The organism is Mesorhizobium sp. HAY1-8B (assembly GCF_056868045.1).
Genome location: NZ_CP200321.1, coordinates 2871639 through 2892800, shown reverse-complemented (window position 1 = coordinate 2892800; position 21162 = coordinate 2871639). Strand labels below are relative to the sequence as shown.

Below are 21162 nucleotides of genomic sequence, written 5' to 3'. Positions count from 1 at the left end.
TTCGCCGCCACCAGGCCGGGCAAAGCCCAGACGACCCCTCGCCTCAAATAACAGCTTCTTCCAGGAACGGCTCGTTGCGCGCAATGCGCTCGTAGCAGAACGGCGACAGGTCGAGCGTCTGGAAAGACCCGTGGACGATGAGTTCCGAGACCGCACGCCCCACGGCCGGCGACTGTTGCAACCCATGCCCGGAGAAGCCATTGGCGAACATGAAGTTTTTCACCTCGGGGTGGAAGCCGACGATGCCGTTGTGGTCGAGCATGTTGTATTCGTAATGGCCGGTCCAGCTGGTCTGGACCTTCAGCGCATCGAAGGCCGGAATGCGATGCCAGAGCGACGGCCAGATATAGTCGTCGAACTCCTCGAAATGCATTTCGAAGTCGTCATAGTCGGCTGGGCCGTCGCCCTGCGGCGTGTTGCCGGTGAGGAAAAGCTCGCCTTCCGGCCGCACGAAGGTGCCGGAGAGGTCGATGACGTTGGGCATGCGGCCGGGGATCGGATTGGCGCTGGCGAAGACGAAGCTGTAGCGCTTGTAGGGCGCGACCGGGATGGACAGGTTGGCCATGGCGGCGACCTGCTGGGCACGCGGGCCGGCGGCGTTGACCAGGGTTCCGCAGGAAATCGTCTCGCCGGTCGCCAGACGCGCCGAGACGACGCGTCCGTCTGTGACATCCAGTGCGGTCACGGCGTTGTCGATATATTCGACGCCGCTGGCGCGCGCGGCGCGGCGGAACCCATTGAGCAGGCCCATGGAATCGAACCAGCCCTCTTCGCGCGAGCCCCAGGAGCCACCGCCGAGATCATCGACGTTCAGCCAGGGGAAACGTTCCTTCAACGGGCCGGGTTCGAGGAAGACCGTGTGGGCGCCGAGGCTACGCTGCAGATCCACCCTTTCGCGCGCCGCTTCCACGCCTTCAGGCGAGCAACAGTAGAGATAGCCATATTCCTTGAAGCCGAGATCGGGCGCCGGCTCATCCTTGTAGAAGGGCGCCATCCGTTCCGGAAACCCACGGATGATGTCGATGCCGAATTGGCTGATCTTCACATTGATCGGATTGGAATATTGCTGGCGGATGGCGCTGGTGGAGAGCGCCGTCGAAGAAAAGGTGTAGCTCGAGTCACGCTCGACCACGAGGATCGATGCGCCATTGCCCAGCGCCTGGCTGAGCCAATAGGCCGTCGACGAACCGACAACCGCGCCGCCGACGATGACGATGTCGTAGGCGGTGCGCGACGGCGCCTTGTAGGGAGGAATTGCCACGGTCTGTCTCCGGTCTACTGGTTGAATGAAGCGATCAGCGCATCCGAGCCGCGAGCCAAAAGGCCAAGGTCTGAGCCGACGGCAACCATGGTGAAGCCGTCGGCGAGATAGCGGTCGGCATCGGCCTTTGCCGGCGCCAATATGCCGCTGGCCTTGCCCGCTGCCTTTGCGGCCTTGCGAACCGAGGCGATGGCCTCCTGCACATGCGCGGCACCCGGATTGCCCATCGAGCCCATATTGGTGGAGAGGTCGCCGGGGCCGACGAAGAGGACATCGACGCCATCAACGGCCGCGATTTCGGCGGCATTGGCAACACCCAGTTCATCCTCGATCTGCACGGCGAGAAGCTGCTGCTCACGCGCCTTGGCGTGGTAGCCGGCGATGCGGCCGAAGGCGTTGGCGCGGTGACCGACCGAATAGCCGCGAAACCCGCCGGGCGCATAGGTCATGGCCGCAACGATGGCGCGGGCTTGCTCGGCGGTCCGCACATTGGGGATCATCAGGCTGCGCGCACCGATATCGAGCGCCTGCTTGATCAGATTGGAATCGTCGGACGGCAGCCTGACGACGGCCTCGCTGTCGAAGCCGCCCATGACCTGAAGCTGCGCCATGATGCTGCGCAGATCGTTGGGGCTATGTTCGCCGTCGATCAGCACCCAACCGGCTCCGCAGCCGGCGACGATCTCCGTGGTGAGGGCCGAAGCCAGTGAGCACCAGATGCCGATATGAGCCCGACCGACCGTTACGGCGGCCTTCAATGTGTTGCTGCGCTCCTGCATTTCGCGATCGGTCTCCAGCCAAATAAGGTCCATTGAAATTTGTATGATGTCCTATATCATATGGCTAACTTTGGCTGCAAGGCCGGTTTCACTGGCGGGGTCTGCTTGGGAGTTTGAACATGAAGATCGGCTTCATCGGGCTTGGCGTCATGGGTGCACCGATGGCGCGCCATCTCGCCGCTGCCGGGCATGAGATCATGACGGTTCTGAACCGCTCCCCCCTGCCGAGCGACCTGAAGGCATCGGTCGTCGCCTCCCCAGCCGAGGTGGCGCGGCTGTCCGAGATCATCGTCACCATGCTGCCCGACACCCCTGACGTGGAGCGCGTCCTGTTGGGAAAGGACGGCGTCGTCGAGGGACTATCGGCCGACAAGCTGGTGATCGACATGAGCTCGATCAGCCCGATCGCCACGGCCGAGTTCGCGGCGAAGGTTCGCGAGACCGGAGCCGGCTATCTCGACGCGCCGGTCTCGGGCGGCGAGGTCGGCGCCAAGGCGGCGAAGCTCACCATCATGGTTGGAGGGCCGGCCGCTGAGTTCGAACGGGCGCTGCCGATCTTCGAGACGCTCGGCAAGAACATCACCTTGATCGGCGAACAGAATGGCGCCGGACAGACCTGCAAGATCGCCAACCAGATCATCGTCGCGCTCAACATCGAAGCCGTGGCCGAAGCGCTTGTCTTCGCCAGCAAGGCCGGCTGCGACCCGGCCAAAGTGCGCAGCGCGCTCATGGGCGGCTTTGCCGCTTCTCGCGTGCTGGACATGCATGGCGAGCGCATGATTGCCCGCACGTTCGCACCGGGCTTTCGCATCCGGCTGCACCAGAAGGACCTCAATCTCGCGCTCGAAAGCGCCCGCGCGCTTGGCGTGGCCCTGCCGAACACCGCCGTGGCGCAGCAGCTTATGAATGCCTGCTCGGCCCGGACAGGCGGCGCGGAAGCCGACCACTCGTCCCTCGTCAAGGCGCTCGAGATGCTGAGCGACCATGAACTGTCAAACGGAAAGGAATAAATCGATGCGCGGAACCGGCAAGGCCGATATCTTCGTCATGCTGGCCCATCCCGTGGGCCATGCCAAGAGCCCCGGCATGTTCAACGAAATCTTCGAGCAGAAGGGCCTCGACAGCCTGATGGTGCCGCTGAGTTGCCGCCCGGAGGATTTCGAGACCTTCTGGGCCGGCATCACGGCGGCCGAGAACATCCGCGGCGTCATCATCTCGGTGCCGTACAAGGTCGCGGTCTACCACAAATGTTCCGCCGCGCATGACCGCGCCGCGCGGGTTGAGAGCGCCAATTCCGTGCGCCGCCAGGCCGATGGAAGCTGGTACGCCGACAATTTCGACGGCGTCGGCTTCATCGACGGCCTCAAGGCTGGCGGGCACCAGATTGCCGGCCGCCGCATCCTCCAGGTCGGTGCCGGCGGCGCCGGCGCGTCGCTGACCTACTGTCTGGCCGAGGAAGGCGCAGCGGAGATCCGGCTGACCGACATCGACAGGGGACGCGCGGAGAAGCTGGCCGCGCTGGTCGGCAAGTCCTTTCCAAAATGCCGTATCGAGATCGGCCAGCCCGATCCGTCTGGCATGGACATGGCGATCAACGCCACGCCTTCCGGGCTGAAGGCTACCGATCCGCTGCCCATGGATGTGACGAAGCTGACGCCTGACATGACGGTCGTCGACATCATCATGGAGCCGGCCGAGACGGCGCTGCTCAAGGCGGCAAAGGAGATCGGCTGCCGCGTCCAGCCTGGACGCCCGATGATGGACTTCCAGGTTGAAGCCATGGCCGAATTCTTCGACATCGAGCGCAAGGACCGCGGCCATGGCTGAGACAATGACGGCCGTCGTCATCGGCGGCACTTCGGGCATAGGCCGCGCGATCGCCTTGCGCTTCGCCGAGGACGGCTACCAGGTTGTCGTCGCCGGCCGGGACGCGACACGAGGCAAGGAGGCGGCCAGCGCCTGCGAGACGGCGGGCGCACCGCGCGCTCTGTTCGTCCAGACCGATGTCGCCGAAGCCGCTTCGGTGGAGGCGCTGGCGCAGGCCGTCAGCGCTGCGTTCGGCACGCCTGAAGTCGCAATCAACTGCGCCGGCATCCTGCAGAGCGGCAAGCATGTGCTCGATCAGGATCTGGACGAGGACGAGAAGATGTGGCGGGTGAATTATCGCGGCACGCTGCTGGGGTGCCAGGTGTTCGGTCGGCTTATGTCGGCCGCCGGGCACGGCGCCATCCTGAACGTCGGCTCGCTCGCCTCCTTCGCGCCGCTGTCGCTACCAGCCTACACGCCTGGAAAGCATGCGGTTCTGGCACTCACCCAAGTCCTGGCGGCAGAACTCGGCCCGCACGGCGTCCGCGTCAACGCGGTGGCGCCCGGCTACACGCTTTCCGATGGGCTGAAAGCCAGGATCGCCAAAGGCGAGCGAAACCCCGAAGCCATCCAGGCGACCACGGCGCTGCGCCGTTTCGTCGAGCCGCGCGACGTTGCCGAGGCGGCATTATTCCTCTGCTCGGATCGTGCGGCATCGATAACCGGCGTCACCTTGCCTGTCGACGCCGGCTGGCTCGTGCAGGCGCCTTACGCGCAATACCTGCAAGGCAATCCCATCCGGCGCACGCCGGCAAACTGACCCCGGCCGGCGGATGCCGGCAAACCGACAAGGACAACCCGTGAGCGATATCAAGCGTTTCGACTTCGACACCCGCATCCACCATGGTGTCATCCACAATGGCACGCTCTATCTCACCGGCCAGGTCGCGAGACCGGGCCAGTCCGCCGCCGACCAGATGCGCGAGGTGCTGGGCAAGATCGATGCACTGCTGGCCAAGGCAGGTACCGACAAGACCCGCATCCTGCACGTCCAGATGTGGCTGGATGACGTCAGGGATTTCGACGAGGTCAACACCGTCTGGGACGCCTGGATACCGAAAGAACATGCGCCGGCGCGCTCTTCCGGCGAAGGACGGATGGCCAAGCCCGGAATGCTGGTCGAGCTGATCGTCACCGCGGCAGTTTGAATGGTCCTGCCGGTTCGGGCATCATCGCGAATCTGGTTAGAGCAGCTCACGTTTCACGGAGACGACGAACCACTCTAACTCTTTGTTTTTGGCGCAATTCCGGACGGAGAACCGTTTACACTTTTGCTGGAATCGCTCTAAGGGGAGACTGATGACGAAGCGCAAGCCGCTTTCCACCGTCGTGGCGGAAAGCCTGTCCGAAAAGATCCGTTCCGGACAGCTGCTTCCCGGCGCGCAGTTGCCGACCGAGGCGGAGCTTTGCGCCGAATACGACGTCAGCCGCACGGTGGTGCGGGAAGCAGTAGCGCGGCTGCGCTCCGACGGCATGGTGGTGCCTCAGCAAGGGCGCGGCATGTTCGTCAGCGAGACGCCGGCGCCACGCAATTTCTCGATCCCGGACGAAGCGCTCAGGACCTTGCCGGAAACCATCGCCTTGCTCGAACTGAGGCTGAGCGTCGAAGTGGAGTCCGCCGGGCTCTGCGCGGAACGGCGGACCGACGCGGAGGCGAACGGCATCCGCGCCCTGATGGAACAGGTCGACGCCCAGCAGGCGGATCCGGCCGTGGTCCAGATCCACTACGACTATGATTTCCACCTGGCGATCGCCGAGGCGGCCCGCAATGAATTCATTCACGGCTTCCTGGCCTATCTCAGGCCCATGATCGTGCCGCGCTTTCAGCTCGGCTACGTGGTCACGCCGGAGCGCAAGGACAGCTACTACACGCGCATCCACAACGAGCACAAAGCCATCGTAGACGCCATCGAAAGGCAGGACGGCCGCGCCGCGCGCCAGGCCATGCGCAAGCACCTGCATAACAGCCTCGGGCGCGTGCGCGCGCTGGCTCGGGCTTCCGGCATCGAGGCAACGGAGGCGCAGCAGAAGGCGGCAGCGGCCTCGTTGTTCACCGATATGAAAAGGCCCTCTCCGACCGGCGGATAGTGCCCGGTGACGTCGATCGCATAGGCATTCGCCGGGAATCAGATTGGCCACGCATTACGAAAGCCATGTTTTTTGCTCGGCTGGCTGACCAAAACCGTTTTCAACAGGCAGAGAATGTTGCTTTCCCGCCGTTTCCCCGGATTTTCCGCCTCCGCGCCGGACTGACCGCCCGTCCAGTTCTCAGGCAAGAAAAAAGAATTCGAAAGTTTATCTTTCCTTTTTGCTGGTTTTCTTGGTTTCGCGGCGCCGGCCCGCGCCGCAGACTGAAACCAGGCAAACGGGGAAGCCCACGTGACGACAGCCTTCATCACCGGAGCGACGAGCGGCATAGGACGGGCGATGGCGATCGCGTTAAGCGATGTCGGCTATGACGTCTATGCGGTCGGGCGCAGCCAGGCCGCGCTCAAGGAGCTGCAGGCCGAGCGGCCGGGCATCGTGCCGATCGCCGTCGACGTCACCGATCGTGAGGCGCTGGAGGCGGTTCTGGCGGATCTCACGATCGACGTGCTGATCAACAATGCCGGAATCATGCCGCCACTCGGCAATTTCGCCGACATGAAGATATCGGACATCGACACCACGCTGGAGGTGAACCTCAGCGCGGCGATCCTGCTCACCCGCCTCGTCGTACCGCAGATGCGCGAGCGGCAGTCTGGCCACATCCTGTTCACCGGCTCCACGGCGGGCCACGCGGCATATTCCAACATTGCCGTCTATTCGGCCACCAAGGCTGCGATATCAGGCTTCGCCGCCGCGCTGCGCGCCGACCTCTCCCCATCAGGCATACGCGTCACCGAGATCGTGGCCGGTCGTGTCGAGACGCAGCTCTACCAGGACATCCTCGACTCCAAGGCACGTGCAGCCATGTACGCCAGCAAAGTCGTGCAGCCGGATGACGTGGCCAGGATGGTGGTCGGTGTGCTTGCGCTCCCCGCATGGGCCGACGTTACCCGTTTCGACATCATGCCGACCTGGCCAACCTCGCCGAGCGGCACCAAGTAAGGAAGACTGGAATGAAGGATCTTTCCGTTCTGATCGTTGGCGGCGGCGCCGGCCTCGGCGCGCTCCTGGCTGGGATGGCCGTGGAGGCCGGGGCGGCAAAGATCGGCATCATCGACATCAATCAGGAGGCTGCCGAATCCGCGCTCGCGCCGGCGAAGGCCAAGGGCTTGCCGGCCGCGACCGCTGCCTGCGACATCCAGGTCGGCCCTCAGTGCCATGCGGCCTTCGACGCCATCGTCTCAAAGCTCGGGCGCATCGACACGCTGATCAATTGCGCCGCCATCTACCCGCGCCGTCCGCTTCTGGAAATCAGTGACGCCGACTGGGATGCCTCCAACGGCATCAACATCAAGGGCACCTATCACATGATGGTGGCGGCGGTTCGCCACATGCAATCGCAGGAGCCGAAGAGCCATGTCCGCGGCCGCATCGTCAACCTGACCTCCGTCGACGCCTTCAAGGCGCATCCGCAGAATGCCCACTACGCGGCAACCAAGGCCGCCGTCGTCAGCCTGACGCGCTCCTTCGCCCATCACGTGGCGAAGGACGGGATCCTGGTGAATTCGGTGGCACCGGCCGGCATGGCCACGGAGCGGGCGAAAGCGCTCGGCTTCCTGGAGGAACTGGCCAAGGCAAGCCCGCTCGGCCGTGGCGCCGAGCCGACCGAGATCGCCGAATGGGTACTCATGACGGGCGGCCCGAAGAACACCTACATGACCGGTGAAAACGTAATTGTTTCAGGTGGTTATATCTACGCCTGAGGCGGTTTTCCGCAACCGGCGACTGAATACGGCAGTGCATGATCAACGGAGCCTCGAGCGGAAGGAGCGGAATTTTCGATGACCGGCAAGCTGCGCCTTCCCTCGCTGAATGCTCTTCGCGTCTTCCACGCCGTTGCGCAGCACAGGAGTTTTCGGCAGGCCGCGGATGAATTGCTGGTCACGCCGCAAGCGGTCGGCCAACAGATCAAGCTGCTGGAAGACACACTTCAAGTGACGCTGTTCGAGCGCAAGGGCCGGTCGATCGAACTGACCGAGTCAGCCATCCTTCTCTCGCACTACGTCAAGGCCGGCTTCGACGAGTTCTCGGAAGGCGTGCGCCGCGTCACCAAGTCGAACTACCGCGACCGCATCAACCTCAATGCGAGCCCGTATTTCGCCACGCACTATCTGCTGCCCAGGCTTTCGCTGTTCCGGGAAATCCTGCCGGGCGCGGATCTGCGCCTGACGACGATGGTCGACCTGCCCGATTTCGGGCGCGACGACATCGATATGACCGTGCAGTGGGGTTACGGCAACTGGCCGGACTATGAAACCACGCTGCTGGTGCCGGACCCGAAGATCATCTGCTGCACGCCGGCGATCGGCGAAAAGATCAAGTCGGCGCATGATCTGACGAAGTTCACGCTGCTCGACACCGTCAAGTCGAAGCGCCTGTGGCCGGACATATTGCGCCACCTTGGCGTCGAGCTGACGGATGGCGACCGCAGCATCAGCTTCGACGACGCGGCGACCATGCGCCGGGCAACCCTGCAGGGCATTGGCGTGGGCCTGGTTTCCGTCATCGACGCCGAGGAAGATTTCCGGGCGGGCACGCTGGTCGCGCCGATCGGCCGCGACGCTATCGCCGATATGAGGCCGGAGGAAGTTCCCGGCTTCTTCCTTGTCGTCCCACGCGGGCACCTGCGCGTGAAGGCTGTGGCCGCCCTGCATCGATGGCTGACCCAACAGGATTGGCGAAGCGACCTCACGATCCCCTTGCCGAAACCGACCCCGCTTTCCGACTAGGAAGCGGCTTCGAGACCGAGCCTCGGAAAGTTTCTTTCGGGACTCCAACAACAAGAAACGGAACAACCTCAACAGTGGAGACAACATCATGAAGACGATGAAATGGGGGGCTGCGGCCCTGGCCCTTGGCCTCGTGCATTTTTCGGCGCCGGCGCAAGCCGCCGGCGGCAAGACGCTCGAGACGGTCAAGGCACGTGGCGTGCTGAACTGCACCGGCCATGACGGCTCCTATCTCGGCTTCGCCGAGGTGGACGACAAGGGCAACTGGAAGGGCATGGACATCGATCTCTGCAAGGCAGTGGCCACGGCGGTGTTCGGCGATCCGGCAAAGCTGAAGGTCGTTCCGATCAGCTGGGCGCAGCGCTGGCCGGCTTTGCAGTCGGGCGACGTCGACATCATCATCAAGGCGTCGGGCGGCACGCTCAGCCGCGACACGGAGCTGGGGCTGCAGTTCTCCATGTCCTACTACCTCGGCACGACCAAGGTGATGGCGCACAAGGAACTCAATCTGAAGTCGCTCAAGGATGCCGCGGGCGGCACGATCTGCATTCCCGCCGGCACCTCGCAGGAGCAGCAGGTCGCGGCCTATACGGCCAAGCTGGGCATCAAGCTCGAGCCCGTGCTCATCGAAAAGACCGAGGAGCTCGAACAGGCCTACTTCTCGGGACGCTGCGATCTCTATGCGCAGTGGGGTCCCACACTTGCCATTGCACGCATCGCCAAGGGCAAGGTCGAAGACCATGTCATACTGCCCGACGTGCTGGCGGTCGAGCCTGAAGTGATGATCATGCGGCAAGGCGACGACAATTGGGTCGATATCGCCAACTGGACGCTGAGCACCCTGATCTTCGCCGAACAGGAAGGCATCACCTCCAAGAATGTCGATGAGATCAAGGCCAAGCCGACCTCGCCGCAGGTGGCCAAGTTCCTCGGCGTGACGCCGGGCATGGGCAAGGGGCTCGGACTCTCCGACGACTGGGCCTACAAGGTGATCAAGAATGTCGGCAATTACGGTGAAATCTTCGATCGCGATCTCGGCAAGGATTCGCCCTACAAGATGGACCGTGAACTGACCAATTTGTGGAACAATGGCGGCGTCCTGTTCCCGCTGGTCATCGACTGATCCGGTCTGAACGCATCCCGGTTCAGGCTCCGCCCGGCAGAAGCCGGGCGGAGCCGACGGCAATTTCGAGAAAGATTGGTCAATGAGCAGCCTGCTGAGAAATCAGAAGGTCCGCAACACGCTGTTGCAGGTTCTCTATGTCGGCTCGATCGCAGCGCTGGTACTTGCCGGTGTGGTGATCGCGCGACGGAATCTGGCCGAGCAAGGGATCACCTCCGGCTTCGACTTCCTGTTCAAGTCGACAGGCTGGGACGTGAACTTCACGCTGCTGCCCGCCACGGCCAATGACCCCTATTGGTGGTTCTTCCTCATCGGCATCACCAACACACTGTTCTTGGGGACTGTCGGCCTGGTGCTGGCGACGATAGTCGGAACGATCGTTGGCCTGGCGCGGACCTCCAGCAACGAATTGGCGCAGCTGCTTGGCCGCACCTATGTCGACATCTTCCGCAACATCCCGCTGATCCTCCAGGTCTTCTTCTGGTACGCGCTGATCACGCATTTGCCGACGCCGCGCGCAGCGCATGAAGCCTGGGGCTTTCTGCTTACCAGCCGGGGGCTCTATATCCCGTTCCCGAATGTCGGCGGCGTGACAATGGCGCTGGCCCTGTTTGCCTTGATCGCGGCAATAGCGCTGCCGGTCTGGCTGGGCAGGACGTCACGGCTCAGCCAACCCGTTGGCGGGCGGCATGCCATCCAGTTCGCCGTCGCGGCGGCAGCACTTGCCTGTGCCGCGATCATTCTGGCGATCGGCCGCCTGCCCGACACGCCGTTCATCGACTTTCCGGCATTGCAGGGCCTCAACCTCAGGGGCGGCCTGCGCATTCCGCCGGAGTTTTCCGCGCTGGCCATCGCCATCGCGATCTATGGCGGCTCCTACATCGCCGAGATCGTGCGCGGTGGCTTCAAGTCTGTCGGCAAGGGTCAGATGGAAGCGGCGCTCTCGCTGGGCCTCAGCCCCTGGCGGGTGTTCACGCTGGTGCGGCTGCCGCTCGCGTTGCGCGCCATGCTGCCGATCCTTGCCAACCAGTATGTCTGGCTGATGAAGGCCACCACCATGGGCATCGCGGTGGGCTTCACGGATTTCTTCATGATCGTGGCGCTGACGATCAATCATTCCGGCCAGACCCTCGAGGTGATCGGCATCCTGATGGCAGGCTTCCTCGCGATCAACCTCTCGCTGGCCGCCCTGTTCAACCGCCTCAACAAGGCCATTGCCCTCAAGGGCAATCAGCTGAGGGGCTAAGCCATGGAGATTGTCGCTCCGCCCGCCCCCGGAAAGCTCGAGGATCTGAGGCGACGCTTTTTCGCGACGCCGCTTCAGGCGGCGATGTCTCTGATCTGCCTGGCGATCATGGCCCTCATCGTCTGGAAGCTGCTGACCTGGGCGGTCTTCTCCGCTGTCTTCACCACGGCCGGCGGGCCCGAGGCCTGCCAGGCCGCGGCCGGAGCCTGTTGGTCGGTCATCGCGGCCAGGTGGCGCATCATCCTCTTCGGCCTCTATCCCTATGAAGAGCAATGGCGCTCGGCGCTGGCCTGCGTGGCCGTGGTGGTGATGACTGTGCTGAGCTGTATTCCAGCCTTCTGGACCGGCCGCCGCATCGCGCTGGTGTGGGGTATCGGAACCACCGTCTTCTACGCGCTGATGAAAGGCGGCATGCTCGGCCTGCCCTTCGTCGGCGAGGAAGCGTGGGGCGGGCTGGCGCTGACCCTGTTCATCTTTGTCACCACCTGCCTGATCGGCTTCCCGCTGGCGATCTGCCTGGCCTTGCTGCGCCGGTCGGAACTGCCCTGGATTTCCCGCACCACCGGCCTGATCATCGATGGGGTGCGCTCGTTGCCGCTGATCTCGATCCTGTTCACATTCGCCATCGTCCTGCCTTTCGCACTGCCGCAATGGCTGCAGGGCGACAAGCTGTACCGGGTGATCCTGGGATCGGCCCTGTTCTTCTCCGCCTACCAGGCGGAGATCGTGCGCGGCGGCATGCAGGGTGTTGCCAAGGGACAGGAGGAGGCAGCCATGGCGCTCGGCATGCGCTATTGGCAACGCATCGGCCGCATCCTGCTGCCGCAGGCCATGCGGAACGCGTTGCCGGCGACGATCAACCAGTTCGTCATCTCGTTCAAGGAGACCTCGCTGGTTGTCATCGTCGGCTTCTTCGAGATCCTGGCTTCCGGCAATGCTGCCTACGGCACCGGCGAATGGCGTTTCGCTTATGTCGAGGTCTATGCCTTCATCGCCTTCATCTATTTCGTCTTCGTTTTCAGCCTGTCCCGCTACGGCGCCTTCCTAGAGCGCCGCATGTCGGCCAGCGAACGCTAAGGAGGCGCGGTCGTGATTTCAGCCAAGTCGACCCAATCGGCCGGACCCGCGGTCCGCATCGAAAAGGTCGATAAATATTATGGATCGTTCCGCGCGCTGCGAAACGTCAGCCTGTCGGTGGAGCGCGGCGAGAAGATCGTCGTCTGCGGTCCGTCCGGTTCCGGCAAGTCGACCATGATCCGCTGCATCAATCGCCTCGAACAACATAACGCAGGCCGTATCACGGTACTCGGCACCGAACTCAACGACGATGTCGGCAACATAGACGAGATCAGGCGGGAGGTCGGCATGGTGTTCCAGCACTTCAACCTGTTCCCGCACATGACGGTGCTGGAGAACTGCATGCTGTCCCCGATGATCGTGCGCAGAAAGCCGCGTGCTGAAGCCGAGGCAACTGCCAGGCGCTATCTGGAGAAGGTCCGCATTCCCGAGCAGGCGATGAAGTTTCCCGGCCAGCTCTCCGGCGGCCAGCAGCAGCGGGTCGCAATCGCACGCGCTTTGTGCATGCAGCCGCAGATCATGCTGTTCGACGAGCCGACCTCGGCGCTCGATCCCGAGATGATTTCGGAAGTGCTCGATGTCATGGTCACGCTTGCCTCCGAAGGCATGACCATGATCTGCGTCACGCATGAGATGGGCTTTGCCCGCCGGGTCGCCGACCGGGTGGCCTTCATGGATGGCGGCGAGATCGTCGAAGAGGCGCCGCCGGAAGAGTTTTTCACTGCGTCCCGCAACGAGCGCACCCGACAATTCCTGTCGCAGGTGCTGGGCCATTGAACGGCATTTTTTAAGATGCAACGTTCAAGCAGCACACAACCTTCAGGGATTTCCATGACTGACCCGACAGCCGCGTTGCGCGATATCCTCGGACCGAAAGGCTGGCTTTCGGGCGCCGATGCGAAGCCCTACCAGCGCGATTGGCTCAACCGCTATGGCGTTGCGCCGCTGGGCGTTGCCAGGCCAGCGAACACCGCTGAGGTGGCCGCGGTCGTCGTGGCATGCCGGGAGGCCGGATTGGCGGTGGTGCCGCAGGGCGGCAATACAGGGCTTTGCGGCGGTGCCGTCGCGGAGCAGCCGAACGCGGTGATCGTCTCGCTCTCGCGCATGGCGGCGATCGGCGAACCGGATCTCGAGAGCGGCTCGATCATCGTCGAAGCTGGCGTCGTGCTTGCCGCGCTGCACGATGCGCTGGAGCCGCATGGCCTGATGTTTCCCATGCATCTCGGCGCGGAAGGCAGCGCCAGGATCGGCGGGCTGATCGGCACCAATGCAGGCGGCAGCCAGGCTTTCCGATACGGCATGATGCAGGATCTCGTGCTCGGCCTCGAAGTCGTGATACCGGACGGCGCGGTATGGGACGGACTGCGCGCGGTACAAAAGGACAATGCCGGCTACCAGCTGCGCAAGTTGTTCTGCGGCGCGGAAGGCACACTCGGCATCGTGACACGCGCGGTGCTTCGGCTCTATCCCACGCCGAGGCAGCAGGCGAGCGCGCTTCTGGTCATGCCCGACTTTGCCGCCGCCGTTTCGTTCGGCGCCTTCCTGCGCGGCGAGGCAAGCGAATTCCTCTCCGGCCTCGAATTCTTCAGCGATGTCGGCCTGACACTGGCTCTCAAGCACCTGCCTGATCTCGCCTATCAATTGGAGGCACGCGGTGACGTTTATCTACTCGTCGAACTGGCTTCCGGCTCGCCCCGCGTTCCCTTGGACGAGATCCTGAATTCGGCATTGGAATGGGGCATGGAGCAAGGCCTCGTCCTTGATGGTGCGCTGGCGACATCGGGCGCGCATCGGGCGCAGTTCTGGCGGTTGCGCGAGGAGCAGCCGGAAGGGCAGCGGCTGGAGGGCGAGCAGCTCAAGCATGACATCTCGGTGCCGCCGGGCGCGATCGCCCGCTTTGTCGAGGCCGGCGCCAAGCTCTGCCACGAGATTCTGCCTGGCGTGCGGATCAACCCGTTCGGCCATCTCGGCGACGGCAACATCCACTACAATCTGTCGCCACCGGAGGGTCGCGCCGACTTCAACGGCAAGGCCGGGCAGTTCGCCGAGGCGCTGTCGGCGCTTGCCACGGAAATGGGCGGCAGTTTCGCGGCCGAGCACGGGCTTGGCCGGGCAAAGATCGCCCTGGCCGAGCGCAATCGCGGTCTGGTGGAGCGGGACCTCATGGCACGGTTGAAGGGCGCATTCGATCCATTGGGCGCAATGAACCCCGGCGTTCTGGTGCGGACTGCCAAGTAAAGAAAAACTTTCGAATAGACCGCATTTCTTGATTTCGTCCCGATCCGCCAGCGTGCACGTATGAATCCGAAAGGCAGGCCGGATCCGCTTGCCGCCAGACCGAGGATGCCGAAAACATGATCCGCAATGGCGGCCGCCTTCTTGTCGAATGCCTGATCGCTCTTGGCGCGACCAAGAGCTTCGGTGTGCCCGGCGAAAGCTACCTGGCCGTTCTCGACGCGCTGCACGACACGCATGGGAAGCTGGACTATGTGCTCTGCCGCAATGAGGGTGGCGCGGCGTTCATGGCTTCGGCCTATGGCAAGCTGACCGGCTCGCCCGGCATCTGCTTCGTGACGCGCGGCCCGGGTGTCACGAATGCCAGCATCGGCGTGCATACGGCCATGCAGGACAGTTCGCCGATGATCCTCTTCGTCGGCCAGGTCGGCACCGACATGAGGGGCCGCGAGGCCTTTCAGGAGATCGACTACAGGGCCGTCTATGGCACGGTCGCCAAATGGGCAGTCGAGATCGACGACGTCTCCCGCCTGCCCGAGATCGTGGCGCGGGCCTGGACCACCGCCTTGACTGGACGGCCCGGCCCCGTCGTGGTCGCGCTGCCGGAAGACATGCTGACGAGCCTGACTGAAGCCGCCCCGCTCAGCGGGCCAGCCGCAATCTTCGAAGCCGCTCCGGCACAGGACGCGATGGCTGCGGCACTCAAGTTGCTGGAAGCAGCCGAGAGGCCGGTCCTACTTATGGGCGGCGCCAACTGGACAGAGGCGGGACGCACGGCGCTGCAGGCTTTCGCCGAGGCTTCCGACATCCCGGTCGTGGCGGCCTTCCGCTACCAGGACCAATTCGACAATCATTCGCCGGCCTTCGTCGGCGAGGCCGGTGTCGGCATGGTGGCGCATGTCAAAAACCTGATCCGCGATGCCGATGTGATGCTGGCCGTCAATGTGCGCTTCGGCGAGATGACCACGGACGGCTATACGCTGCTGTCGGTGCCGCAGCCGCGCCAGAAGCTGATCCATGTCCACGGCTCCGACCGCGAGATCGGCAAGATCTATGTGCCGGCAATCGGCATCCACGCCGGCCCGAACGCCTTCGCCAAGGCGTTGACGCCGGTGAAGGGCGGCTGGAAGGAGTGGCGCGCGTCGGCGCGCAGAGCCTATGAAGGGACATTCGCGGCGCCCGTCCAGCCCGGCCCGGTGGATATGGTGGCGGTCAGCGCCTGGCTGCGCGAGACCTTGCCCGCCGACGTCATCCTCACCAACGGCGCTGGCAATTTCACGGTGTGGCCGAACAAGTTCTTCAAGTTCGGGCCGCGGGCGCGACTGCTTGCGCCGCAATCCGGCGCCATGGGCTATGGCCTGCCGGCGGCCGTCGCGGCAAAGGTCGTATTCCCGCAGCGCACGGTGGTCTGCTTTGCCGGCGACGGCGATTTCCAGATGAACTGCCAGGAGCTCGGCACCGCGATGCAAGCCGGCGCGCAGCCGATCGTGCTGATCATCAACAATGGTATCTACGGCACGATCCGCGCGCACCAGGAACGCAACTACCCGGCCCGCGTCTCGGGAACCTCGCTTGAGAATCCGGACTTCGTCACGCTGGCGAAGGCCTATGGCTTTCATGCCGAGCGGGTCGAGACGACGGCGGATTTCGCCGCTGCCTTCGGTCGCGCGCTCGATTCGGCGACGGGCGCCGTTCTCGATATCGCCATCTCGCCCGAAGCGCTGACACCCCGGCAGACCCTCTCCCAGATGCGCGAAGCCGCTCTCGCTTCGCAGAAGGCCAAGGCATGACCTCCGGAACCGACGACATCCGTCTTGGCGCTGACATAGGCGGCACGTTCACCGACATTGCGCTTGAGCTGCGGGGCACGCTGTTCTCGACCAAGGTGCTGACCAATTATGCGGCGCCCGAGCAGGCGATCCTCGACGGCATTGCGGTCGTCACGCGCGATGCCGGCATTTCGCCCTCCGAGATCGGCATTATCATCCACGGCACGACGCTCGCCACCAACGCCCTGATCGAGCGCCGCGGCGCGAAGACAGCATTGGTCACGACCGAAGGGTTTCGCGACGTGATCGAGATGCGGACTGAAAACCGTTTCGAGCAATACGATCTGAACCTGCAACTTCCAACGCCGCTCATCCCGCGCGAGCACCGCTTCACGGTCAAGGGCCGCATCGGCGCCGAAGGACAGGAGTTGCAGCCGCTCGATGAAGCCGCCCTGGAGGAGATCGCGAAGCGGATCGCGGCCGGCGGCTTCGGCTCGGTGGCGATCGGCTTCATCCATGCCTACACCAATCCGGCTCACGAGCGCCGGGCGCGCGAGATCCTTTCCCGCCACCTCAACATCCCGATTTCGCTCAGCGCCGAAGTGTCGCCGCAGATGCGCGAATTCGAGCGCTTCAACACGGTCTGCGCCAACGCCTATGTGCGACCGCAGATGGCCGATTATCTCGCCCGCTTCCAGACGCGACTGAAGGAGATGGGCGCCGAGTGCCCGGTCTTCATGATCCATTCGGGCGGCGGCCTGATCTCGGTGGAAACGGCTTCCGAATTTCCCGTGCGCCTGGTCGAGTCCGGCCCGGCCGGCGGTGCCATTTTCGCCGCCGACATCGCCCGGCGCTTCGGCCTGGAAAAGGTCGTCTCCTACGATATGGGCGGCACGACCGCGAAGATCTGCCTGATCGAGGACTTTGCGCCACGCACGGCCAGAACCTTCGAGGTGGCGCGCACCTACCGCTTCTGCAAGGGTTCGGGCATGCCGATCTCGATCCCTGTCATCGAGATGATCGAGATCGGCGCCGGCGGTGGCTCCATCGCCTGGGTCGACGCCATGGGCCGGATCCAGACCGGACCGGAAAGCGCCGGATCGGAGCCGGGGCCTGCCTGCTACGGCCGCGGCGGCAAGCGCCCGGCAATCACCGACGCCGACCTGGTACTCGGCAAGCTCGACCCCGACAATTTCGCCGGCGGCGCGATCCGGCTCGACACGGCGGCGTCGGAACAGGCCATCCTGCGCGATGTCGGCGAGCGCCTGTCACTTGACGCCATGTCGACGGCCTTCGGCATCTGCGAGGTGGTGGATGAGAACATGGCCAATGCCGCCCGCGTCCACGCGGTCGAGAACGGCAAGAACATTTCCGACAATCTGATGATTGCCTTTGGCGGCGCTGCCCCGCTTCACGCGGCAAGGCTCTGCGAAAAACTCGGCATCGAGCGCTGCATCGTCCCCAAGGGTGCGGGCGTCGGCTCGGCGATCGGCTTCCTCAAGGCACCATTCGGCTACGAGGCGCTGGCGTCGAAGCTGACCCGCCTGTCGCGGTTCAAGCCGGAGGAGATCAACACCTTGCTCGGCGACCTCAAGGCATCAGCCGAAAGCTTCGTGCGCAGCGGCGCCAGCGGCAGCATCACCTGCGAAATCACCGCCTTCATGCGTTATGCCGGCCAGGGCTGGGAAATCCCGGTGGCTGTACCGGATGAGCCGTTCGGCGAGGATGCCGTGACAAGGCTCAAGGACCTGTTCGAGGCGAACTACCAGCGCTTCTTCGGCCGCGCCATCGAAGGGCTCGACGGGCTGGAGATCGAGATCGTCACCTGGTCGGTCAAGGCGACCGATGTCAGGCCTGATGTCGCCAGGCATGAACTCACGGCAGGCACGCGAACCAGCCAGCCCGCCACCACGCGCGCGGTGTTCGATCCGGCGAGCGGCGAACCGCAAATCTATGGCATCGTCGAACGTGATGCGCTCTGCGCCGGCGACCGCGTGGCCGGTCCCGTGGTCATTGTCGAACGCGAGACGTCCACCGTCGTCACCACCAGCTTCGACGCCGTCATCCAGAGCGACGGCGCAATCCTTCTGGTCCGCAAAGGCAGCCAGTCATGAGCGACATCAGCGAAATCCGCATGCAGGTGATGTGGAACCGGTTGATCTCGGTGGTCGAGGAGCAGGCGCTTACCTTGCTGCGCACGGCCTTCTCGACTTCGGTGCGCGAGTCCGGCGACCTGTCGGCGGGCGTGTTCGACCCGCGCGGCCAGATGCTGGCGCAGGCGGTCACCGGCACGCCCGGCCACGTCAACACCATGGCCGAGGCCGTGCTGCATTTCATGAATGAAATCCCGCGCGAGGCCATGTTCGAGGGCGACACCTATGTCACCAACGATCCCTGGCTGGGCACAGGCCATCTGCACGACATCACCATGGTGTCGCCGTCTTTCCTGAATGGCGAGCTGGTGGCGTTCTTCGCCTGCACGGCCCATGTCGTCGATGTCGGCGGGCGCGGCTTCGGCGCCGACGGCAAGTCGGTCTACGAGGAAGGCATCCAGATCCCGATCATGAAGTTCGCGGAGAAGGGCAAGGTCAATCTCGACCTGGTCCGGATCCTGCGCGCCAATGTCCGCGAACCGAACCAGGTGGTCGGCGATTTCTATTCGCTCGCCGCCTGCAACGAAGTCGGCCACCGGCGCCTCGTCGATATGATGAAGGAGATTGGCCTGGCATCACTTGATGGCCTTGGCGACTTCATCTTCTCGCGCACACGCGACGCCATGCTCGAACGCATCAAGGCGCTGCCGAAGGGCAGTTGGTCAAACGAGCTCGTCACCGACGGCTATGACGCACCGGTGAAGTTGGTGGCAAAGGTGTCGGTCCGCGACGACCATGTCGAGGTCGATTTCACCGGCACCGATGCGATGAGCCGGTGGGGCATCAACTGCCCGATCATCTACAGCAAGGCCTATGCCTGCTACGCGCTGAAATGCGTGGTGGCTCCCGACATTCCCAACAACGCCGCCTCGCTCGCCTTCTTCACCGTGACGTCGCCGGTCAACATCTTGAACGCGGTGCGGCCGGCGCCGGTGGCGCTCAGGCACATTTTCGGCCACATGGTCCCCGATCTCGTGCTGGGCGCGCTCTCCCAGGCCTTGCCGGGCAAGATCCTCGCCGAAGGCGCCGGCGCGCTGTGGAACATCCACATCTCGGTGCGTCCGGTCGCGGGCGGTTCGGGCCGGCGCGCCGAAGTGCTGATGTTCAATTCCGGTGGCATGGGCGCACGGCCTGGACTCGACGGCCTGTCGGCGACCGCCTTCCCGTCCGGCGTGCACACGATGCCGATCGAGGCGACCGAGCACACCGGTCCTATTGTCATCTGGCGCAAGGAACTGCGGCCGGGTTCCGGCGGCGACGGAGAGTTCCGTGGCGGCCTCGGACAAGTCATCGAAATCGCCGCGTTGGAAGGCCACGAATTCGATTTCTCGGCCATGTTCGACCGCGTCAATCACCCCGCCCATGGACGCAATGGCGGCGAGCCTGGCGTCGCCGGCGTGGTCAGACTGGACGATGACACGCAGATGCGGCCCAAGGGCTGGCAGCACGTCCCGGCAGGGCGCCGGCTGATCCTCGAATTGCCTGGCGGCGGCGGCTACGGCGATCCGGCCAAACGCAGCACCGAGGCGCGGGCGAACGACCGCTCCAAGGAATACATTTCGGAGAACGGCAAATGAGCTACATTGCCTCGCGCCTATCGGCGGTGAAGCCTTCGGCTTCGATGGCTGCCTCGCAAGCCGCCAAGGCGCTGCGCGCCAAGGGCGTCGACGTGATCGATCTCGGCTTGGGCGAACCGGATTTCCCGACGCCCAGCCACATCATCGACGCCGCCCATTTCGCGGCGAAGGCAGGACAGACGCTCTACACCGGTGCGGCCGGCACGACAGAAGTGCGCGAGGCCATTGCCGGCAAATTCAGACGCGAGAACGGGCTGGATTACACGGCCGACGACATCGTGGTGGCCAACGGCGCCAAACAGATCATCTTCAACGCGCTGATGGCGACGCTGGAGAGCGGCGACGAGGCGATCCTGCCGGCGCCCTATTTCGTCTCCTATCCCGAAATGGTGAAGCTGCTCGGCGGCACGCCTGTCACCGTCGAATGCCCGGAGACATCTGGTTTCCGCCTGACGCCTGATGTGCTGGAGAAGGCCATTACGTCGAGAACCAAATGGCTTTTCCTCAATATGCCGGGCAACCCGTCCGGCGCCGTCTATTCGCAATCGGATCTGCAAGCGCTGGGCGCGGTTCTGGCAACGCACCCGCAAGTGCTCGTGCTTTCCGACGAGATCTATGAGCACATCCTGTTCGACGGCCGCGAGTTCGTTTCCTTCGGCAAGGCCTGCCCGGAACTCAGGGACCGTACACTGATCGTCAACGGCGTCTCGAAATCCTACGCGATGACCGGCTGGCGTGTCGGCTATGCGGCCGGACCGGCGCCGCTGGTGAAGGCGATGTCGACCATCCAGAGCCAGTCCTGCACCTCCGTCTGCTCCATCGCGCAGGCGGCGACGGTCGCCGCGCTCAACGGTCCGCAGGACGAAGTGGCGCGCTTCCGGCAAGCCTTCGAAGCGCGCCGTGACCTCGTTGTCGATGGGATCAGGAAAATCAACGGGCTGACGCTGTCGCCGCCGGATGGCGCCTTCTATGCCTATATCGGCTGTGCCAGCCTGATCGGCCGCAAGACGCCCGGGGGTGTCGTGCTGGAGGACGATGCGGCGGTGGCGAACTATCTTCTGGTCGAAGGCCGCGTGGCATCAGTGCCGGGCATGGCCTATGGACTTTCACCCTATTTTCGTATCTCGACCGCGACCAGCGAAGAGGTGCTTACCGAGGCGATCGCGCGGATCAATGCCGCTGTCGCGCAAGTGGAGTAG

At 64.0% G+C, this 21162-nt stretch carries 20 protein-coding genes; 17 read left to right on the top strand and 3 right to left on the bottom strand.

Annotated features, from left to right (window positions below):
- Positions 1-43: 43 nt before the first annotated feature.
- Both AC1VON_RS13575 and AC1VON_RS13570 read right to left on the bottom strand, forming a co-directional pair.
- Entirely contained in the window at positions 44-1261 is a 1218-nt protein-coding gene (locus AC1VON_RS13575; RefSeq protein ID WP_483123346.1) for an NAD(P)/FAD-dependent oxidoreductase, read from the bottom strand.
- 14 nt (positions 1262-1275) lie between these two features.
- Positions 1276-2040 carry an HpcH/HpaI aldolase family protein gene (locus AC1VON_RS13570; protein ID WP_483126328.1) on the bottom strand — a complete coding sequence of 255 codons (765 nt, stop codon included), beginning with the start codon at positions 2038-2040 and terminating at the stop codon, positions 1276-1278.
- 119 nt (positions 2041-2159) lie between these two features.
- Between AC1VON_RS13570 and AC1VON_RS13565 the strand changes: the two genes are divergently transcribed.
- The 5 genes from AC1VON_RS13565 to AC1VON_RS13545 all read left to right on the top strand — a co-directional run bounded on the left by AC1VON_RS13565 (position 2160) and on the right by AC1VON_RS13545 (position 5994).
- On the top strand, positions 2160-3050 hold the full coding sequence (locus AC1VON_RS13565) for a 2-hydroxy-3-oxopropionate reductase (RefSeq protein ID WP_483123345.1): 891 nt from the start codon (positions 2160-2162) through the stop codon (positions 3048-3050).
- A 4-nt stretch (positions 3051-3054) separates the two neighbouring features.
- The gene (locus tag AC1VON_RS13560) at positions 3055-3867 is read left to right on the top strand and encodes a shikimate dehydrogenase family protein (RefSeq protein WP_483123343.1); all 813 of its coding nucleotides are present in this window, start codon (positions 3055-3057) and stop codon (positions 3865-3867) included.
- Positions 3860-4666 (top strand): SDR family NAD(P)-dependent oxidoreductase, encoded by an 807-nt coding sequence (locus tag AC1VON_RS13555; protein WP_483123342.1) that lies wholly within the window; start codon positions 3860-3862, stop codon positions 4664-4666. The genes AC1VON_RS13560 and AC1VON_RS13555 overlap by 8 nt, the downstream gene beginning before the upstream one ends.
- A 40-nt stretch (positions 4667-4706) precedes the next feature.
- Positions 4707-5054: a RidA family protein gene (locus tag AC1VON_RS13550; RefSeq protein ID WP_140769515.1), complete on the top strand. Its 348-nt coding sequence runs from the start codon at positions 4707-4709 to the stop codon at positions 5052-5054.
- 151 nt (positions 5055-5205) lie between these two features.
- Positions 5206-5994, top strand: coding sequence for a FadR/GntR family transcriptional regulator (locus tag AC1VON_RS13545; protein WP_483123340.1), 789 nt, complete (start codon positions 5206-5208; stop codon positions 5992-5994).
- Between the two features lie 38 nt (positions 5995-6032).
- Here AC1VON_RS13545 and AC1VON_RS13540 read toward each other — a convergent pair whose 3' ends face one another.
- Positions 6033-6302 (bottom strand): hypothetical protein, encoded by a 270-nt coding sequence (locus tag AC1VON_RS13540; RefSeq protein ID WP_483123338.1) that lies wholly within the window; start codon positions 6300-6302, stop codon positions 6033-6035.
- Here AC1VON_RS13540 and AC1VON_RS13535 point away from each other — a divergent pair.
- The 12 genes from AC1VON_RS13535 (at position 6286) to AC1VON_RS13480 (ending at position 21162) form a co-directional block, all read left to right on the top strand.
- The gene (locus AC1VON_RS13535; protein ID WP_483123337.1) at positions 6286-6996 is read left to right on the top strand and encodes an SDR family oxidoreductase; all 711 of its coding nucleotides are present in this window, start codon (positions 6286-6288) and stop codon (positions 6994-6996) included. The two genes, AC1VON_RS13540 and AC1VON_RS13535, sit on opposite strands and share 17 nt — an antisense overlap.
- Positions 6997-7007: 11 nt before the next feature.
- Positions 7008-7757 (top strand): SDR family NAD(P)-dependent oxidoreductase, encoded by a 750-nt coding sequence (locus tag AC1VON_RS13530; protein ID WP_483123334.1) that lies wholly within the window; start codon positions 7008-7010, stop codon positions 7755-7757.
- A gap of 78 nt (positions 7758-7835) precedes the next feature.
- A complete protein-coding gene (locus tag AC1VON_RS13525) occupies positions 7836-8783 on the top strand; it encodes a LysR substrate-binding domain-containing protein (protein ID WP_483123330.1) in 948 nt (315 codons plus the stop codon).
- A gap of 88 nt (positions 8784-8871) precedes the next feature.
- The gene (locus tag AC1VON_RS13520; protein ID WP_172351684.1) at positions 8872-9906 is read left to right on the top strand and encodes an amino acid ABC transporter substrate-binding protein; all 1035 of its coding nucleotides are present in this window, start codon (positions 8872-8874) and stop codon (positions 9904-9906) included.
- Between the two features lie 82 nt (positions 9907-9988).
- Entirely contained in the window at positions 9989-11152 is a 1164-nt protein-coding gene (locus tag AC1VON_RS13515) for an ABC transporter permease subunit (protein WP_483123324.1), read from the top strand.
- A gap of 3 nt (positions 11153-11155) precedes the next feature.
- Positions 11156-12229: an amino acid ABC transporter permease gene (locus tag AC1VON_RS13510; protein WP_483123320.1), complete on the top strand. Its 1074-nt coding sequence runs from the start codon at positions 11156-11158 to the stop codon at positions 12227-12229.
- Positions 12230-12241: 12 nt separating this feature from the next.
- Complete coding sequence (locus AC1VON_RS13505) at positions 12242-13006, top strand: amino acid ABC transporter ATP-binding protein (protein ID WP_281411403.1); 765 nt, start codon at positions 12242-12244, stop codon at positions 13004-13006.
- A 54-nt stretch (positions 13007-13060) separates the two neighbouring features.
- Positions 13061-14467 (top strand): FAD-binding oxidoreductase, encoded by a 1407-nt coding sequence (locus tag AC1VON_RS13500; protein WP_483123313.1) that lies wholly within the window; start codon positions 13061-13063, stop codon positions 14465-14467.
- A gap of 116 nt (positions 14468-14583) precedes the next feature.
- Positions 14584-16254, top strand: coding sequence for a thiamine pyrophosphate-dependent enzyme (locus AC1VON_RS13495; protein WP_483123309.1), 1671 nt, complete (start codon positions 14584-14586; stop codon positions 16252-16254).
- On the top strand, positions 16251-18347 hold the full coding sequence (locus AC1VON_RS13490; RefSeq protein ID WP_483123305.1) for a hydantoinase/oxoprolinase family protein: 2097 nt from the start codon (positions 16251-16253) through the stop codon (positions 18345-18347). Before AC1VON_RS13495 ends, AC1VON_RS13490 begins: the two co-directional genes overlap by 4 nt.
- Positions 18344-19963 carry a hydantoinase B/oxoprolinase family protein gene (locus AC1VON_RS13485; RefSeq protein WP_483123303.1) on the top strand — a complete coding sequence of 540 codons (1620 nt, stop codon included), beginning with the start codon at positions 18344-18346 and terminating at the stop codon, positions 19961-19963. The genes AC1VON_RS13490 and AC1VON_RS13485 overlap by 4 nt, the downstream gene beginning before the upstream one ends.
- A complete protein-coding gene (locus AC1VON_RS13480) occupies positions 19960-21162 on the top strand; it encodes a pyridoxal phosphate-dependent aminotransferase (RefSeq protein ID WP_483123300.1) in 1203 nt (400 codons plus the stop codon). Before AC1VON_RS13485 ends, AC1VON_RS13480 begins: the two co-directional genes overlap by 4 nt.

What these genes read in the sequence shown, in the direction of transcription:
- AC1VON_RS13570 (WP_483126328.1), bottom strand. Translation starts at nt 2,040, where the DNA reads ATGCAGGAGCGCAGCAACACATTGAAGGCCGCCGTAACGGTCGGTCGG.
- AC1VON_RS13565 (WP_483123345.1), top strand. Translation starts at nt 2,160, where the DNA reads ATGAAGATCGGCTTCATCGGGCTTGGCGTCATGGGTGCACCGATGGCG.
- AC1VON_RS13560 (WP_483123343.1), top strand. Translation starts at nt 3,055, where the DNA reads ATGCGCGGAACCGGCAAGGCCGATATCTTCGTCATGCTGGCCCATCCC.
- AC1VON_RS13555 (WP_483123342.1), top strand. Translation starts at nt 3,860, where the DNA reads ATGGCTGAGACAATGACGGCCGTCGTCATCGGCGGCACTTCGGGCATA.
- AC1VON_RS13545 (WP_483123340.1), top strand. Translation starts at nt 5,206, where the DNA reads ATGACGAAGCGCAAGCCGCTTTCCACCGTCGTGGCGGAAAGCCTGTCC.
- AC1VON_RS13540 (WP_483123338.1), bottom strand. Translation starts at nt 6,302, where the DNA reads ATGAAGGCTGTCGTCACGTGGGCTTCCCCGTTTGCCTGGTTTCAGTCT.
- AC1VON_RS13530 (WP_483123334.1), top strand. Translation starts at nt 7,008, where the DNA reads ATGAAGGATCTTTCCGTTCTGATCGTTGGCGGCGGCGCCGGCCTCGGC.
- AC1VON_RS13525 (WP_483123330.1), top strand. Translation starts at nt 7,836, where the DNA reads ATGACCGGCAAGCTGCGCCTTCCCTCGCTGAATGCTCTTCGCGTCTTC.
- AC1VON_RS13520 (WP_172351684.1), top strand. Translation starts at nt 8,872, where the DNA reads ATGAAGACGATGAAATGGGGGGCTGCGGCCCTGGCCCTTGGCCTCGTG.
- AC1VON_RS13515 (WP_483123324.1), top strand. Translation starts at nt 9,989, where the DNA reads ATGAGCAGCCTGCTGAGAAATCAGAAGGTCCGCAACACGCTGTTGCAG.
- AC1VON_RS13510 (WP_483123320.1), top strand. Translation starts at nt 11,156, where the DNA reads ATGGAGATTGTCGCTCCGCCCGCCCCCGGAAAGCTCGAGGATCTGAGG.
- AC1VON_RS13500 (WP_483123313.1), top strand. Translation starts at nt 13,061, where the DNA reads ATGACTGACCCGACAGCCGCGTTGCGCGATATCCTCGGACCGAAAGGC.
- AC1VON_RS13495 (WP_483123309.1), top strand. Translation starts at nt 14,584, where the DNA reads ATGATCCGCAATGGCGGCCGCCTTCTTGTCGAATGCCTGATCGCTCTT.
- AC1VON_RS13490 (WP_483123305.1), top strand. Translation starts at nt 16,251, where the DNA reads ATGACCTCCGGAACCGACGACATCCGTCTTGGCGCTGACATAGGCGGC.
- AC1VON_RS13485 (WP_483123303.1), top strand. Translation starts at nt 18,344, where the DNA reads ATGAGCGACATCAGCGAAATCCGCATGCAGGTGATGTGGAACCGGTTG.
- AC1VON_RS13480 (WP_483123300.1), top strand. Translation starts at nt 19,960, where the DNA reads ATGAGCTACATTGCCTCGCGCCTATCGGCGGTGAAGCCTTCGGCTTCG.